Genomic DNA, 14,171 nt, shown 5'->3' with positions numbered 1-14,171 from the left:
AATTGAGGAGGAGCAGCAGCAGATGATTCGTGTCGGAGAAAACCTTAATGTAATGGTTAAGAGAATAGGTACGGCGATGAAGGACAGGGACCCCAAGCCGATCCAGGAACTGGCCATCGCCGAGGCCAAAGCTGGGGTTGACTATATAGATATCAACTTGGGACCGGCGCGGAAAGATGGCGCCGAATTAATGGAGTGGGTGGTCAAAGTCGTGCAGGAAGTTGTTGACACTCCCTTGTACTTAGATACGATTAACAACGAAGCCATCGAGGCGGGCTTGAAGGTGTACCAAAACAAAAAGGGCAAACCCGTCATCAATTCGGTGATGGCTCGCCCGGAGAGCATGGCCGCAAAATTTCCCCTGGCCCAGAAATACAATGCCGGCCTGGTGGCCCTCCTCTGGGGACCTTCCGGGCTGCCCCGGGATGCCAGTGAAAGAGGCGTGCTGGCAGCGGAGTTAATGCTGAAGGCCGCGGAATTCGGCATTCCTAATGAGGATTTGTGGATTGATCCCATCGTCACACCCATTACCAGCCCCCAAAGCCAGGTGCAGGTGCCGAGCTGTGTGGAATTCATGATGATGTTTCAGGATTTCCAGGAGATGGCCCCGGGGCTGAAGTCAACCTGCGGTCTTTCCAATGTTTCCAACGGCGCCCCGGACCATTTGCGCCCCATCATTAATCAGACCTACATGATGATGCTGGAGAGATACGGCATGGTAAGCTGCATCGTAGATGCCTTCGACGAAGAAATTAAGGCCCTTGCCAGCGGCAGCAGGCCAGAACTCCGGGATATTGTCGCCCGTACGATGGATGGCGAGGATATTGCTGTTGCCTCGCTGACGAAGGAACAGGTGAACTTTATCAAGACGACCAAGGTCTTGATCGGGAAGACCCTTTACTCGGATTCATGGTTGGAGTTTTAACGAAAAGGGAAATATCCATGAAGTCAGGAAGCCGTCTTGAAAGAGTTCTCGAAGCTGGACATTTTGCTTTCACTTCTGAACTCGGCCCGCCCCAGGGGGCCAATGTGGAGGCGATCCGAAAGAAAGCCGGTTACCTAAAAGGGATCACCGATATGGTGAACATCACAGATAACCAAACTGCTGTCGTGCGAATGGCAAGTTGGGCGGCGGCTTTAATTGCCATTCAGGAAGGGTTGGAACCGAACTATCAGATGGTCTGTCGGGACCGCAACCGTATCGCCATGCAGAGCGATATCCTGGGCGCCTATGCTCATGGTATCCGGAATATGCTCTGTCTATCAGGCGACCACCAGCAATTTGGCAACCATCCTTTTACCAAAGGGGTCTTCGACATTGATTCCATCCAACTTGTCCAAATGGTAAAGAGGATGCGGGATGACAAAAAATTTCTTAACGGCGATGATATTGATGGGGCGCCTCAGCTCTTCATCGGCGCTGCTGCCAATCCCTTTGCTGAACCTTTTGAATGGCGGGTCCATCGTTTGGCAAAAAAAATAAGCGCGGGGGCAGACTTTATCCAGACTCAATGCATTTATGACATGAAACTGTTCCGGGAATGGATGAAACAGGCCAGCGATATGGGACTGACCGAAAAGGTGCACATTCTGGCGGGAGTGACCCCTCTTAAATCAGTCGGTATGGCCCGATACATGGCAAATAATGTCTCCGGCATTACTATCCCTGATGATATCATAGACCGGATGGCAAAAGCGCCCAAGGGCGCCGGCGCCGAAGAAGGAATTAAAATCTGCCTTGAGCAGATTGAGGAGATGAAGCAAATTAAGGGATTACATGGGATTCATCTGATGGCCATTGAATGGGAACATCGGGTGCCGGAAATCGCTGAACGGGCCAAGCTCCTTCCCAGACCTCAAGTTTAGATAAGGAGAGGTTCATGTACGATTTGATCGGAGGCCAGTTAGTATCCACCTCTTTTATCATATTTGTTTTGGGGCTGCTCTATCAGGGGAGCCAATTTTTCAAATTGACGAAAAAAAAAGAATGGATTTTGCCACCCCTCGCCGGCATGGAAAAACCATTCTTCGCCCTTACTTCCCGGCAATGGACTTTATGGAAAACCGATCCCCTCATGATGATTGCGACATCGGTGTTCCATGTCTGCCTGATCCTCGCGCCCATTTTCTTGCTGGGACATAATATTCTCCTGAATCAGTCTTGGGGGGTAAGCCTTGGGAATCTCCCTGAATCTTTCACCGACGGGTTGACGATAGCGGTACTGATCTGCGCGGCGTTTTTCCTGATGCGGCGCCTTTTTCTGGCTCGGGTTCGAGCCATCACTTCGCTATACGACTATGTTGTTCTGCTCATAGCAGTCGCCCCCTTTTTAACCGGATTTCTGGCATATCATCAGTGGTTTGACTATCATATTATCATGATCCTTCACATTCTCGCGGGAGAACTCCTGCTCATAGCCATCCCGTTTACGAAATTGGGTCACATGCTCTTTTTCTTCCTGTATCGTTTCTTGATCGGGAGCGAATACAGTTTCACCCGGGGAAGCAGGACGTGGTAACGCAAATGATTACGATGTCATAGGGAATAACGGAGAGCAAAATGTCCAACCAGGAAATAAAGCCCATTGATACCGAAACGATCAAAGAGATGTTGAATCGTCAAAAAGGCAAAATGAAACGATATCTGTCTTTTTGCTCCCATTGCAGCCTTTGTGCGGAAAGCTGTTTCTTATATAGGGCTCATAACAAAGATCCCCAATACATGCCCTCTTACAAAGTCATTCAATCTTTAGGAAAACTATATAAAAAGCGGGGTGAAGTGGATCGCCGATTTTTGATAGAGATCAAGGGGATCGTGTGGAGAAACTGTGTCCTCTGTAGCCGTTGTTATTGCCCAATCGGCATTAACATTCCGAGTATGATCGCTTTTACCCGTAGCATCTGCCGATCTCAGGATGTGTACCCTCAGATAGATGAGGTCTCTTCGGAAAGCTGGTTGTAGATTGAGGGAGTAAGGGTATGAAATGGAAATGCGTCATGATTCTGATGATCACGTTGGCGGCCATGATCGCTTTAACCGGATCCGTCCTCATGGCGCAGCAGGACAAGATGGTATTAGATTCTTCGAATACCTTTAAGAATAAAGGACGTCCGGTAGTGACGTTTCCCCATAACCAGCACATCGAGGCCGGACTGGACTGTAAAGCGTGTCATCATCTTTATCAAAAGGGGAAAAATGTTCTCGACGAAAGTAAACTGGAGGCGGGAAATGCGGATATCCGTTGTTCAAATTGCCATGGTTCAAAGTTGCGCCTCAATTTGCAGCAGGCCTTTCACGACCAGTGTATCGGTTGCCACGCAGGGTACCACCAGAAGGAAAAGAAAAAAACAGGTCCCCGGTATTGTGGGGAGTGCCATATCCGGAGATAATTTCTCGACATTTACCTGGGAGGGAGAAAATGATCGTTGCGGAAAGAAAGCCTTTTGCCGAAATCAGGGATATGGTAAAACACTTCAGGAAAGTTTTGAATGTCGGTTGTGGGGGTTGTACTTCCATTTGTCTTTCAGGGGGTCAAAGGGAAGTTGATCTCTTAAATGAAGAACTGAAAAAAGCTTTTGAACCGGACCATATTTCACCCCAGATAGATGGCTTTACGATTGAGAGACAATGCAATGCCGATTTTTATTTCCTGCTGGATGAGAGGATAAAATCCTCTGAGGCTATCATCTCGATGGCTTGTGGCGCCGGGGTCCAGTTCATCGCGGACCGCTATCCTGAAAAACCTGTCTTTCCGGCTTTAAACACCATGTTTGTCGGAGTGGATCGAGATCTCGGATGGTTTGAGGAGAGTTGCCGAAACTGTGGAGAATGTGTGCTTGGAGAAACAGGAGGAATTTGCCCTGTAACAAGATGCGCCAAGAGTCTTTTCAACGGACCATGCGGAGGAACATCTCGTGAAGGTAAATGTGAAGTGAGCAAAGACACCCCTTGTGCCTGGTTTGAGATTCATAAACGTCTAAAGCAACAGAACAGGTTGGAAAACATTCTCAGGATAAAACCTGCCAGGGAATGGCGAAATCAAACTCAGGGAACTCTGGTTCAGGAAGCTTATAAGGAAAGATATACCAAATGAAAGGAGTAAACCACGATGTATAAGTCCATTATCGAACTGGCCAACGACGCTATCCTGGTTTTTGATGAACGATATAAAGTGGAATTTGCCAATCAGATGGCAGCAGTTATTACCGGCTACGATAATAGGGAACTAAAACGAAGTAATGCCCTTTCTCTTTTAGGTACCTATTTTCACCAGTTAGTGGAGGAGCTTTTTACCCACCCGGAACGCTATGGTGAGAAAAGCTGTTCAGAGGGCAAGCTCAGCACCGCCGGGGGGCTGACAAAGGATGTAGAGGTGTGCATCGCCAAGGCGATAACATTGGAAGGCGAGCGCAAGGTTTACGCCTATATACGTGATATTTCGGAGAGAAAGCGGATTGAAAATGAGCTCCGGGAAGCAAATGAATTCTTTGCCAACCTGATTGCCAGCTCCGTGGATGGCATTATCGCTGCCGATATGAAGGGTAATATCATAATATTCAACAAGGGCGCCGAGACCCTGACGGGCTATCCGGCGGAAGAGGTTATTGGGAAGATGCACATTTCCAAAATCTATCCCGCAGGTGTTACCAAAGAGACAATGAAGAAGCTGCGCAGCCCTGATTTCGGTGGAGTGGGAAAACTTATACCCTCTCACCTTAACCTCATCAATAAGGCTGGCGAGGAGATACCCTGCCAGTTGTCCGCTGCGCTGATTTATGGAAGTTCCGGGAACGAAACGGCCAGTGTCGGTATTTTTACCGATTTACGACCCCGGTTGCTGATGGAACGGAAATTAAAGGAAACCCTCCTGCAATTGGCAAGCTCAGAAAAACTTGCTTCTCTTGGTAAGCTTGCTGCCGGGATCGCCCATGAAATAAATAACCCCTTGGGAGGTATTCTTATCTATGCCAGTCTTTTAATTGAGGATCTACCGGAAGATGATCCCCAGCGCCAGGGTCTGACCCGCATCGTTCATGAAGCGGGCCGATGTAAGGAAATAGTGAAAAGCCTCCTCGAGTTTGCTCGTCAAAGCGAACCAATTATGGACCCCGTAGATATCAATCGCGCCATTACCGATGGCTTGTTCTTCCTGGAGAATCAGGCTTTATTTCACAACATTCAGATAGTGAAGAACCTCGATCCGGCGTTACCTTTTGCACGGGGTAACGGCAGCCAGTTGAAACAGGTATTCATGAACATTTTGGTCAATGCCGCGGAAGCCATTCACGGCAGCGGCACTTTAACCATCTCAACCGCCTTCTCTTCTGAACGGAAAAGCATTACCATTGAATTCGCCGATACGGGTGAGGGCATTCCCGAAGAGAATCTTTCGCGGATATTTGATCCATTTTTCACGACTAAAGACGTAGGAAAAGGCACCGGGCTCGGGTTGAGTATGGCCTATGGCATAATTGAAGGACATGGCAGCAAGATAGGTGTGAAAAGCAAGATGGGCGAAGGAACAATATTCACTATTGAGCTTGACGTTTATCCGGAAACCCAAACTATAGTGGAAAATCGGACCGTGACTACTCAGGGAATGATCGGATAAACCTTCGTTGCGGTTGAAAAAAAGACAAGTGCGGAGCTTTCCCCTTTTGCCTTAACAAACCACCCTTCTTCAAGTGCTGGCGTCTGCCACGAGCGGGAACCGTCGGAGAGACCTCCCCGGGCCGGTGCAAAATTCAAGCTCCTCAATTTTCGAGGAGCAGAGCAATAACTGATTGATATACATGGAATATCTACGATGGATGCGCTGTCTTTCAATGATATTCAACACTAAGATTATTCGCTTATATATTCGGATAGATAAGTGCTATTGATTTACAATAATCGCATAGTTATTGCACAACATCCAAGACGTTGTTTTTTAACATTTTGGAGAAAATGAGGATTATCGTTAAGAACTTTCAACTACACCTGTCCACCTTGAAGCGGCAAGAGAAAATTGGTTTCATTACTATTCAGCCAGTAAATCAACCGTCTTCATCTCGTGATACAGTGACGGCACGTACACCGACCTGATGCGGAACTGGCTTCTTTGTTTTGTATGGGGAGCCGTCGAGGCATTTTCCAGTTTAATACCCGGATCATAGTAGATATGTCCTGCCGATATTGCCTTGAGGTAAAGCAGGAAATCTGTTCCCATCCCCAATCGTACCAGATTGCCGTACCAGTATCTGAGGTCGGGAATTTTATTGCTCATGCTGGGAATGTAGACAGCCTGCGCATGCTTGCGATTCCAGTGCGCCATAATTTCGGTGTAGCGCCAGACGGCTGCCTCTTCACCATTGAGATTCATCAGTGCAATCCCGCCCGTGGCGTCACGAATTTTGCCGGCCTCCCTGTCATAACCGAGCAGCATTATGGCCAAGCCTGTTCGCTCGTGATAACTGTCTATTCGATGTATGCCGCCAAAATTCAGCCGGTCTTCCCGTCCGGCTTGCCCTGTCATATCCGGGTAGCCATATTTCCGGATGAATGCTTCAACACCGGCTGCCTTGTAATAACTACCAGTCGGTCATGGGTTATTGTTTGAACATATTCTGGTTATGCCATGTTAAAAATTCCGGTAATGGACGAAATTTTTCCGGCATTTTGATCTTTTGGCCGTTATTTGCCACAAGTGTGATTTGAGCAAAACGATCGTCTGTTAATTTGGTAATTTCCTTTGATACAACGACAGTATAATCAGGCAAAACGGTAATCAATCCTCTGTCAAACGCCTTATCATGTAAAACTGATAGGCATAAGCCATTGCGCGGATTCAGCCGATTTTCACTGTCCTTGTTCCACGGAACAATATGGCTCGCAATGAGTAGTTTTGGCTCGGAAAGGCCACTTATACAACATACGCCAGCATAGCTGCTTAAAATCATGCGCCGGAAAATGGATTGCTTCATTCTGATTTCTACTTCAGCCTTACGAGTCGTGTCGCCAGAAATAACAAGCGGTTCTTCAGTATCCTCGTAAGAAAGAATTTTAAAATCAGGAAGATCCTTTGTTGCTTTTAGCAACTCATTATCCCAATCAGTTTGGAATGTTTCCCAAACCATTTTATCCGTTGCAGAAGCATTTCCAAGACCTGTCCTGCCAGACGCTGTTATTTCTGGGTCGAGACTTGCAAAATTCACCAACTTCATGGCAACAGCAGAAGCTGTTCTGCCTATTTTATCTGCTAATCTGATAACATCGGGGTTTCTGGAGTGCATTTTGCCAAAGGGAATTTGGCAATACAGCGCAAGCGCAAGTTTCAGTTCCTCAATAGTCCATTTATTCATCACATTCCTCCAGCAGATAGATGTAATTGCAGCTTGGACAAGTATGCAGTTGTTGACCGTTTTTGTAGTCAATCCAGTTAGTTCGCGCGCCACATATTCCACAAGTTTCGGGCTGGTCTGTCATCAAAAATATAGCCAAATTATCGCTGTTTTTTTTCGCCGCTTCCAATATATGCGGATTCATCGTTCTTGCAATCTCCCTAATAACTGGCACTACGGATGCGTTGCCGAATTGTTTGTAAGCTTGCAAATCTGAGACCGGGATTTTGAAGTCATCCCGGAATCCCATCAGCCGAGCACACTCGCGAGGTGTCAAACGCCGCGGATTCTTTCCTGTTCCTCGATAGACAAGTATTTCACTGCCATCCTTGAAATATCGTGGCGTCAATGGTCGGGTAGTTTCATTTTCTCCCGTCAACCCGAAACCGAACCCGTGACCGGCAGCCTTGTGCTTTGCTGCATAGTCTTGCAGATAGCGCCACAGGTGGTCTGACAGGATGTACTTGCTGTCAACCTCCGTGGCAGGCTGAAGGATGTCTTTCAGGGTCAGGGCTTTCGGGTCCGGCAGGTTGAGATCATCCCAGGTAAAGCCGGTATCGCCATCGAATCCGACAATAAAAATCCGTTCCCGGTGTTGGGGAACAAACCCCTTTGCATCTATCACCTTGTAATGAACCTTGTATTCCAGTTTATTCACCAAGGTATCCATGATGACCCGGAAAGTGTTCCCTTTGTCATGCCGTTCGAGGTTCTTGACATTTTCCAGCAGGAAGGCAGGCGGCCGCAATTCAGCAAGGATAGAGGCAATATGGAAAAACAGGTTGCCCTGCTCCTTGCATGCGAAACCATGCGGACGGCCCAAGGCATTCTTTTTGCTGACGCCGGCAATGGAAAAAGGCTGACAGGGAAAACCGGCCAGCAAGACATCGGGAGAGACCGGAATATGTTTTCTGATATCTCCCATGATGTCGTTTATATCACCGGCAAGTTCGTGATTGTCGTTGAAGTTGGCCCGGTACGTTTTCTGTGAATATGCATCCCATTCACTGGTGAAAATGCATTGTCCGCCGATATCTTCAAACCCCAACCGGAGCCCGCCTATTCCGGCAAACAGGTCAATGAACGTAAAATCAGCTTTTTTCGGAGATGCTTCATAGAGATCAAGGTAGAGCTGCTCCATAACCCGGCAGTCATTTACCGACATTTTCGTCTCGTAGGCCATCCATCGCCTGATGGTTCGCGGAGATTTGCCCATATTGTCGGCTACAGTCTCCAGACCATGTACATCAACTGCTTTTTTGATAAGTGGGACGGGATTTTTATCCATAAAAACCTCAAGGATTATTTGTGACAAAATGTCACATTTAATCCCGACATGCAACCATGAATGTTGAAAGCAAGGTAACAGGTAGTTTTCTATAGATACATGAAACTAATGGCGCGGTAGGATATTATCTCTATAAAATAGCAATAAAAAGCAACTATATAGCTCAATGTTTCTTCTCTTTGCTCAATTCACTGTATAGGGCATTGGCTTCCGCGTATATCCCAGCATGGTCTCTTGCTAAAGTTTGCTGAGGTATCCGGGCAAACATCGTTTCCAGAACGCTTTTACTTTCTTCAAGTTCTCCTGCCATCCGATAAAGAAGAGCCAGACCGTAATAGGCGTTTGGGACATTATGGATCTTGATGGCCTTCTTGAAAAGGATCTCCGCCTTTTGAAACTCTTGCTTTTGCGTCATCAAGCCGGCGTAGTTGGTCAAGACCATGGCATCGTCGGGATAGAGCTCCAGACATTTCTCGTAATAGAAAGCGGCTACGTCCAGGTTGTTTTCGTGATGCAAATAGATGTTACCCAGCATTACGTAGCTGTAGGCATCTGTCGGAGCGATCTGCAAACATTCTTGCAGGTGCTGTTTTGCTTTTTCCAGTTTGCCTTGCTCCAGGTAAATCTTGGCCATATTGCGGCGGGCGGCCACGTTTTCGGGAATAACGGCGAGGACCTCCTGAAATAGTTTCAGAGCCTCGGGGAGCCTGCTTTTCCCGGCCTCGTCAACTCCCCTTGCCAGCTTCTTCATGGCTTCGGCAAATTTCTCCGGTGTCGCGTCCCGGAATTCAATGTGAGCCATTCCATTGTCAATCACGATATTCATTACTTGCGCAATCATGCCATAAAGTTTCTTGATGCGGGTAGTAACGTCCTGTTCACTATGTTCCGCCGGATCAAACCGTTTGCCGGGGGCGAGCATAATATCTTTCAGGGGAATGGATAATTTCATTTGCTTCTATCGCCTATACTGTTTCTATATAATTCGGAGGAACATCTTCAAATCCGCGCCATTTGAACCAACCGACTATGTTGACGAAATTTGCCCACTTGTCGATCATGACGTTATCGCCTTCATGGCTGTCAGTGTAATCTTTTTCCGTCATGGACGCCAGTTCCTTGCCTTGTCCCAGATAGCGGGTTGCGCTGTATTCCCTTATGAAGTTCTGGCCGACATGCAGACCTATAATCCTGTAAAAGGCATAATTCATCACATTAGCTGCTAACAAGATTGTACGGGGGGTCATTCTCTGGACCGTTTCAGCAAGGCCTTGTATTGATTCTGAATGCTGATGTTTCAGCGATTGCAATTGCAGGTGTCTCAGGGTAGGAAATTGATCGTAAATCCACCTTTCGATCATGATGTCAGGCGGCAAGTTGGTGACCTGTCGTATGAGACCGTTGTACCAGATATCTATAATATGGGCGATTTGGTCCTCCGAAAAAGTATCATTCAACGCCGTGATCTCCTTCTTTATGGACATGAGGGCGCTGTATTTTATCTTCCGGTCACTGTACGGCATCAATCTCTGATTCTCCGGACATTTGAAGATTCTGAAAAGATGCCCGCATTCGTGGACAATCAGATGGTTGATGATTTCGTCATGCTTTTTCTTGTAATATATGAGGTGAGACGGCATATCTTTTCTTGCCATCTTGACCATCGCGAATGTCGTCAGATTCTCTTTTTCAATAAATTCTATCCCCTTTCCCGTAACATTCTTGACCTCTTCAAGAACAGCGGGAACGGGGTCAATGAAGCGTATATCCACGCGAGCTTTCCTTACTGAACAGGTTTAGGGCCTGCTGGTATTCCTCGGACAAATCTAATCCGATATCTAGTTGCGGGTCAATCATCTTGAAACCCACGAACATGTAGCTGACGAGTTGCAACGCTGTAAAAGAACCGTCCATGGAATTGAGCGTATATTTCTTTTCGGGATTATTGATATCAAGTCCCTGTCTGCCCTTGTCACCAATCTCAAAGGCAACCTGTTTGACCTGTTCTTGTGTTTTATCATTGAAGAATTGAAGGGCTGAAAGACAGAAAAACATGGCGTCTGTTCGGAAACCTTTTGCCTTCAGGTTGATTTCGGCTATCTCTCTCCTGAAATCTTTTGCCATGGCGGCAATCTTGGTAGATTCGTTCAGATCTATTGCGGCGGTGAAATACTTGTCGGCCTTATCGGTTCTCCCCATGTAAAAATAACTGTAGCCGAGGCCGTATGCCGTCTGCTGGTCATCCGGATTGATTAAAAATGACTTCTCCAGGCACTGGACAGCCCTTTCGTAATCGCTTTCTTTGCCATAAAGACCGCCCAGGTTCCTGAGGGCATAGGGATTTGAAGGTTCGATCTCGAGAGCCCTCAGGAAATTATCCTTGGCCTTTTCATCCTCATCAAGCCGTGAATAGGCAAATCCAAGCGCCACATAAGCATTCGAATAGTGGGGGTAATACCTTACGCATTCAGACAGGGTTTCTATGGCCTTTTCGGGTTCGTCCATTTCCGTATAGCACATGCCGAGATTGTACAGAACGTCCTTATTTCCGGGATCGCTCTGGAGCAGCTCCTCAAGCAGATCCTTAGCGCCCTCATACTTCCGGGCTTCGATCAGCATTAACGCGTACTGAAAGTCTTTCATAGTTATTACTTGGTCCTTGTTCAAATCCTATGGTTTGTTTCGCTCTTTATCTATAGTTCTGGTGCCCACCGGTCCGGTCACGCATATCACAATTATTGAACAAATAAAATCAGTGATTAAGGAATAATATCAAGAATTTCTTTCAGGGGTAGATGGACAAGTAAGTAAGGAGATAATATTTATAGTTTTACCCCGCGCCTTTCAAACAGAAGTCATTGATTTAGCAGGTGTTATTTTTCTATTGACTTGTATTTTAAGGGTAAGCATCTGACCGCATGGTCTGAGGTGGCAAATCAGGCTACCAATCGCACTGACGCAAGCTAACGAATGTTCCCTTTCTCAATCTGGAAAAAGCTTTTCAAATTCCCTGGGGTTTAGGATGCTTATGCCCTCATAATCCTTCAAAACCAATAAGTCTTCATCTCCGGTAACGACGTAGTCTGCAACAGCATCTCTGGCACAGGCCAGAATCAAGTCGTCATCCGAATCTCTACAAATGGGCACAATTGGATCAGTCTGTCCGATAATGTCCTGCGCGGCCGCAGATAGAATAAGCAGTGCTTCGGACATTTCATGAGGAGAGGCGGCAAACTTTTTCTTAAGGACACGCTTAAAATCCTGAAGTATTCCATCGCATAAAATCATGTCGAAATCCCGCCTGCGTGCCCGGATCAGGAGCTTGGCACAGATTCCCTCCGTGAGGAAGGCGGCGATAAGGACGTTCGTATCGAAAACTGCCTTCATGATACCGCCTTAAAGACATCCTCCTCGGTAACAACACCGGAAGCCTTAGCCTTGATGGACAGTTTCTTCTTTACATTGCGGAACTTCGTTTCCCAAAGAAATAATCCTAAGGATTCTTTTACAATGTCACTCTTGTTCCTGCCCATTTCTTTGGCAATGGCTTCAAGTTCTGCCGCCACGTTATCCGGCAAGCTTACCGACAAGACTGTTCTCATATTCATTACCTCCTGCACTACAATACACTACATACATGATTACGTCAAGTAGATTCTTTTAGGCATTGCATGTTTGGACCGGCATTCAACAAAACGCTCTCGGCATCCGTATCCAACATTAGTGTTTGGAGCCCAGATGCTCGACCATTAAATTCATCTATTCTCGACAAGTCAGTTAACAGACCAGTAGGCACCAGCGCCCTCGTTTTGGACACCATGACGGTATCAATATCATCAGGCGTTTTCAAGCTTTTCCTACTGCCCGTCTCCGGCGGGAATCCCATAAAATGATGACAAACCGGACGGTGTGATGTTAAGCGGTCATAAAAATGCCCGCCGGGGTGCGCATCTTTGAGAGGCGTGGCAGGTGTTTTGCCTAATTTATCTCTTTTTTCGCGTTGCCAGATATCCCTTGACAAGCAAAAACAGCCCCCCTATACTCCGCACCGTCAAAAGCAATGCCTTAACAAATGAGTATAAAACAATGTTAAACGTGGGAATGACAGGCGGGATTGCCTCCGGCAAAACGACGGTAGCTCAGGTGTTTGTGGCGCTGGGGGCTCATCTGATTGATTTCGATAAGCTGGCGCATGAAGTGCAGGAACCGGGAAAGCCGGCCTGGAATGAAATTGTCAAGTTTTGCGGCGACGGCATTCTCAATCAGGATGATACAATTAACCGCAATATATTAGCTCAAATTGTTTTTACGGACAAAAAAAAACTTGAAGCCCTGAACAATATTGTCCATCCGCTTGTTTTTGATCTTTGGCATGAACGATTGGATAAAATCAAAAGGCAGCAAGAGCAGGCCATTATTTTATCTGATGTTCCATTGTTATTTGAAGAAAAGATGCAATATCTTTTTGATCTGACAATGCTGATTTTAATATCTCCTGAAGAACAAATATTCCGGCTGATGGGACGAAATGGTCTGTCTTATGATGAAGCCCAGTTAAGACTAAAAAACCAGATGCCCATCGTGGACAAGATCGGGCTTGCCGATATTGTAATTGATAATTCAGGCGATGTTTCACAAACTAAAGAAAAAGCGGCGGCAATCTGGCAGCAGCTCAAGGCGCGGGAAGAAAATAAAGATACAATTTCAGGCTTATTCCCAATTGGACGCCCCGAGAAAAATATATAAAATATGTGGAGGATAAAATGATTGGAAAAAATGTTAAAACTGATTTCAACGCGACTGTATCCGAACCTGTTATTGATCCATCGTCCTATGTTCATCCGTTGGCCGCGGTTATCGGCAACGTAATTTTGGGGAAAAATATCATGGTATCGCCAACGGCATCACTTCGCGGTGATGAAGGGCAGCCCATTTATGTTGGTGATGATTCCAATGTGCAGGATGGCGTCGTGATCCATGCTCTGGAAACGGAAGTTGACGGCAAACCCGTGGAAAAAAATCTTTATGAGGTCAACGGCAAAAAATACGCGGTTTACGTTGGCAGCTCCGTATCGCTTGCGCATCAGACGCAGATTCATGGTCCGGCAGTAGTTATGGACGATACTTTTGTAGGTATGAAAGTGCTGGTCTTCAAGTCTTTTGTCGGCCGGAATTGTGTGATTGAACCGGCAGCGGTGTTGATGGGGGTGAAAATTGCCGATGGCCGTTATGTGCCGGTGGGATCGGTTGTCAAGACTCAAGCCGATGCCGATAAGCTGCCTGCTATTACTCCCGATTATCCGCTCAAAGACATGAATAAGGGTGTCTTGCACGTGAACAAAGCTCTGGCAAAAGGCTATCTGGCGGCAGAAAAGAAATAATGTTTTAACCCGGGGCATATGGGTACAGGCCTGATCCCGACAGGGACTATAGGATCATTAGGGAATATGTGGTCTGGTTACTCCCGTTATGATGCAACGGAGGCGGGGTAATATCTCCCCCG

The 14,171-nt window shown here is 46.8% G+C and carries 17 protein-coding genes and 1 pseudogene; 9 read left to right on the top strand and 9 right to left on the bottom strand.

The genetic code is table 11. The annotated features are described in order from the left end of the window. The first annotated feature begins 22 nt into the window (after positions 1 to 22). From NT140_00365 to NT140_00335, 7 genes are all read left to right on the top strand, one after another. A complete protein-coding gene (locus NT140_00365; GenBank protein ID MCX5830344.1) occupies positions 23 to 925 on the top strand; it encodes a dihydropteroate synthase in 903 nt (300 codons plus the stop codon). A gap of 17 nt (positions 926 to 942) precedes the next feature. After that, complete coding sequence (locus tag NT140_00360) at positions 943 to 1,866, top strand: methylenetetrahydrofolate reductase (GenBank protein ID MCX5830343.1); 924 nt, start codon at positions 943 to 945, stop codon at positions 1,864 to 1,866. A 14-nt stretch (positions 1,867 to 1,880) separates the two neighbouring features. Next, positions 1,881 to 2,519 carry a hypothetical protein gene (locus tag NT140_00355; GenBank protein MCX5830342.1) on the top strand — a complete coding sequence of 213 codons (639 nt, stop codon included), beginning with the start codon at positions 1,881 to 1,883 and terminating at the stop codon, positions 2,517 to 2,519. Between the two features lie 113 nt (positions 2,520 to 2,632). Further along, positions 2,633 to 2,962, top strand: a complete 330-nt coding sequence (locus NT140_00350; protein ID MCX5830341.1) for a 4Fe-4S dicluster domain-containing protein — start codon at positions 2,633 to 2,635, stop codon at positions 2,960 to 2,962. A gap of 17 nt (positions 2,963 to 2,979) precedes the next feature. Further along, positions 2,980 to 3,390 carry a cytochrome c3 family protein gene (locus NT140_00345; protein ID MCX5830340.1) on the top strand — a complete coding sequence of 137 codons (411 nt, stop codon included), beginning with the start codon at positions 2,980 to 2,982 and terminating at the stop codon, positions 3,388 to 3,390. 29 nt (positions 3,391 to 3,419) lie between these two features. After that, a complete protein-coding gene (locus NT140_00340) occupies positions 3,420 to 4,094 on the top strand; it encodes a methylenetetrahydrofolate reductase C-terminal domain-containing protein (GenBank protein MCX5830339.1) in 675 nt (224 codons plus the stop codon). 15 nt (positions 4,095 to 4,109) lie between these two features. After that, positions 4,110 to 5,612, top strand: a complete 1,503-nt coding sequence (locus NT140_00335; protein MCX5830338.1) for a PAS domain S-box protein — start codon at positions 4,110 to 4,112, stop codon at positions 5,610 to 5,612. Between the two features lie 408 nt (positions 5,613 to 6,020). Here the strand turns inward: NT140_00335 and NT140_00330 are convergent. The 9 genes and pseudogenes from NT140_00330 to NT140_00290 all read right to left on the bottom strand — a co-directional run bounded on the left by NT140_00330 (position 6,021) and on the right by NT140_00290 (position 12,689). Continuing rightward, positions 6,021 to 6,560, bottom strand: a pseudogene (locus tag NT140_00330) (MvaI/BcnI family restriction endonuclease). A gap of 28 nt (positions 6,561 to 6,588) precedes the next feature. Beyond that, the gene (locus NT140_00325) at positions 6,589 to 7,341 is read right to left on the bottom strand and encodes an HNH endonuclease (GenBank protein ID MCX5830337.1); all 753 of its coding nucleotides are present in this window, start codon (positions 7,339 to 7,341) and stop codon (positions 6,589 to 6,591) included. After that, complete coding sequence (gene dcm, locus NT140_00320) at positions 7,334 to 8,668, bottom strand: DNA (cytosine-5-)-methyltransferase (GenBank protein MCX5830336.1); 1,335 nt, start codon at positions 8,666 to 8,668, stop codon at positions 7,334 to 7,336. The genes NT140_00325 and dcm overlap by 8 nt, the downstream gene beginning before the upstream one ends. 163 nt (positions 8,669 to 8,831) lie before the next feature. After that, positions 8,832 to 9,620, bottom strand: coding sequence for a tetratricopeptide repeat protein (locus NT140_00315; GenBank protein MCX5830335.1), 789 nt, complete (start codon positions 9,618 to 9,620; stop codon positions 8,832 to 8,834). 13 nt (positions 9,621 to 9,633) lie between these two features. After that, on the bottom strand, positions 9,634 to 10,440 hold the full coding sequence (locus NT140_00310; GenBank protein ID MCX5830334.1) for a hypothetical protein: 807 nt from the start codon (positions 10,438 to 10,440) through the stop codon (positions 9,634 to 9,636). Beyond that, on the bottom strand, positions 10,421 to 11,311 hold the full coding sequence (locus tag NT140_00305; protein ID MCX5830333.1) for a tetratricopeptide repeat protein: 891 nt from the start codon (positions 11,309 to 11,311) through the stop codon (positions 10,421 to 10,423). Before NT140_00305 ends, NT140_00310 begins: the two co-directional genes overlap by 20 nt. Before the next feature lie 339 nt (positions 11,312 to 11,650). Next, a complete protein-coding gene (locus NT140_00300) occupies positions 11,651 to 12,055 on the bottom strand; it encodes a putative toxin-antitoxin system toxin component, PIN family (GenBank protein MCX5830332.1) in 405 nt (134 codons plus the stop codon). Beyond that, positions 12,052 to 12,270, bottom strand: a complete 219-nt coding sequence (locus tag NT140_00295) for a ribbon-helix-helix protein, CopG family (GenBank protein MCX5830331.1) — start codon at positions 12,268 to 12,270, stop codon at positions 12,052 to 12,054. The genes NT140_00300 and NT140_00295 overlap by 4 nt, the downstream gene beginning before the upstream one ends. A gap of 44 nt (positions 12,271 to 12,314) precedes the next feature. Beyond that, positions 12,315 to 12,689: a hypothetical protein gene (locus NT140_00290; protein ID MCX5830330.1), complete on the bottom strand. Its 375-nt coding sequence runs from the start codon at positions 12,687 to 12,689 to the stop codon at positions 12,315 to 12,317. Positions 12,690 to 12,754: 65 nt separating this feature from the next. Here NT140_00290 and coaE point away from each other — a divergent pair, with 65 nt between their 5' ends. Both coaE and NT140_00280 read left to right on the top strand, forming a co-directional pair. Continuing rightward, the gene (gene coaE / locus NT140_00285) at positions 12,755 to 13,414 is read left to right on the top strand and encodes a dephospho-CoA kinase (GenBank protein ID MCX5830329.1); all 660 of its coding nucleotides are present in this window, start codon (positions 12,755 to 12,757) and stop codon (positions 13,412 to 13,414) included. A 17-nt stretch (positions 13,415 to 13,431) separates the two neighbouring features. Beyond that, a complete protein-coding gene (locus tag NT140_00280) occupies positions 13,432 to 14,049 on the top strand; it encodes a carbonic anhydrase (GenBank protein MCX5830328.1) in 618 nt (205 codons plus the stop codon). Positions 14,050 to 14,171 lie beyond the last annotated feature (122 nt).

The sequence above is a fragment of the Deltaproteobacteria bacterium genome (genome assembly GCA_026388415.1).
Lineage (GTDB): Bacteria > Desulfobacterota > Syntrophia > Syntrophales > JACQWR01 > JAPLJV01.
This window is presented reverse-complemented; position numbering and strand designations above follow the sequence as displayed.

Bases quoted from the DNA above. Each gene is read 5' to 3' on its own strand.
- NT140_00365 (MCX5830344.1), top strand. From the start codon at position 23: ATGATTCGTGTCGGAGAAAACCTTAATGTAATGGTTAAGAGAATAGGT.
- NT140_00360 (MCX5830343.1), top strand. From the start codon at position 943: ATGAAGTCAGGAAGCCGTCTTGAAAGAGTTCTCGAAGCTGGACATTTT.
- NT140_00355 (MCX5830342.1), top strand. From the start codon at position 1,881: ATGTACGATTTGATCGGAGGCCAGTTAGTATCCACCTCTTTTATCATA.
- NT140_00350 (MCX5830341.1), top strand. From the start codon at position 2,633: ATGAAACGATATCTGTCTTTTTGCTCCCATTGCAGCCTTTGTGCGGAA.
- NT140_00345 (MCX5830340.1), top strand. From the start codon at position 2,980: ATGAAATGGAAATGCGTCATGATTCTGATGATCACGTTGGCGGCCATG.
- NT140_00340 (MCX5830339.1), top strand. From the start codon at position 3,420: ATGATCGTTGCGGAAAGAAAGCCTTTTGCCGAAATCAGGGATATGGTA.
- NT140_00335 (MCX5830338.1), top strand. From the start codon at position 4,110: ATGTATAAGTCCATTATCGAACTGGCCAACGACGCTATCCTGGTTTTT.
- NT140_00325 (MCX5830337.1), bottom strand. From the start codon at position 7,341: ATGAATAAATGGACTATTGAGGAACTGAAACTTGCGCTTGCGCTGTAT.
- dcm (MCX5830336.1), bottom strand. From the start codon at position 8,668: ATGGATAAAAATCCCGTCCCACTTATCAAAAAAGCAGTTGATGTACAT.
- NT140_00315 (MCX5830335.1), bottom strand. From the start codon at position 9,620: ATGAAATTATCCATTCCCCTGAAAGATATTATGCTCGCCCCCGGCAAA.
- NT140_00305 (MCX5830333.1), bottom strand. From the start codon at position 11,311: ATGAAAGACTTTCAGTACGCGTTAATGCTGATCGAAGCCCGGAAGTAT.
- NT140_00300 (MCX5830332.1), bottom strand. From the start codon at position 12,055: ATGAAGGCAGTTTTCGATACGAACGTCCTTATCGCCGCCTTCCTCACG.
- NT140_00295 (MCX5830331.1), bottom strand. From the start codon at position 12,270: ATGAGAACAGTCTTGTCGGTAAGCTTGCCGGATAACGTGGCGGCAGAA.
- coaE (MCX5830329.1), top strand. From the start codon at position 12,755: ATGTTAAACGTGGGAATGACAGGCGGGATTGCCTCCGGCAAAACGACG.
- NT140_00280 (MCX5830328.1), top strand. From the start codon at position 13,432: ATGATTGGAAAAAATGTTAAAACTGATTTCAACGCGACTGTATCCGAA.